1 protein-coding gene and 1 pseudogene are annotated in these 820 nt (G+C 58.4%); one reads left to right on the top strand and one right to left on the bottom strand.

The window, feature by feature from the left end:
- Positions 1-506, bottom strand: a 506-nt coding sequence (locus tag PYV00_RS23960) for a hypothetical protein (RefSeq protein WP_275230862.1), incomplete at its 3' end; no start/stop codon positions are given.
- 99 nt (positions 507-605) lie between these two features.
- Here PYV00_RS23960 and PYV00_RS23955 point away from each other — a divergent pair.
- Positions 606-820 (top strand): annotated as a pseudogene (locus PYV00_RS23955) (integrase); the annotation flags it as partial.

Raw genomic sequence — 820 nt, 5'->3', positions numbered from 1 at the left:
GTGCGATCATCGGCGTCAGGGTCACGCTCCACGAGTTCGCAGATGCCGCCCATCATCGCGCGCAGCTCGGCGAGATGGCCGATTGCGCCATGTGCCCGTTCGGGCAGATCGATGATATCATGACCGTTGAACAGACCTTCGATAAATCCATCCAGTTCCTCAAGACGGATCAGCCCGTAGCGCCCGAGATTTGCGGCAGTAGGGTCCATCGACACGCGTGTCAGCCTGAATGGCTGGCTGCGCTTCTGATGCCGGGTCAGGCCATTCCAAAGGCCGTCGATCAGAGCGCCAATCAGTTCGTTGGCTTCGTCCATGCTGTCGAACACGGGCAGCTCGCCGCCCCACAAATCCTGAATCATCTGCAAGGGCGAGGCCGATAGCTCCGGTGTTGCGATATTGCCCAGGAACCGAGTGCGCACTTCGTGGAATGGCACAGGGCAGTCGTACTTCTCGATCAACGCCTTCACGACTGCATCGCCGGGAAGCTTGGCCTTCTTCTGCTTCATACCTGCACCGAATATCCGAAACCAACACTGCTGATAATCTTGCAGTCAGGGCGACGACAAGGCCCGGATCGCGCTCCAACACTATGGAGCACGAAAACCATGACGAAAATCACCGAAACCTGCATTGAGCCGTACCTCGACAGCTTCATGCGCAGCTTTACCGAGGCGAATTACAAGCCCGAAACGATCAAGGGATACCGGAATCTGGTCCGCAGACTTGGACTGGCAATGGATGAGGCCAGCGTCGCACCATCGGCCTTAACGCCCGATCTTGCGGAAAAGCTGGGCCGGGCGGCAGAGCCGGAGAGCACAGG

Origin of the sequence: Novosphingobium album (ex Liu et al. 2023), assembly GCF_029076845.1 — a bacterium.
Classification (GTDB): Bacteria; Pseudomonadota; Alphaproteobacteria; order Sphingomonadales; family Sphingomonadaceae; genus Novosphingobium.
This window is presented reverse-complemented; position numbering and strand designations above follow the sequence as displayed.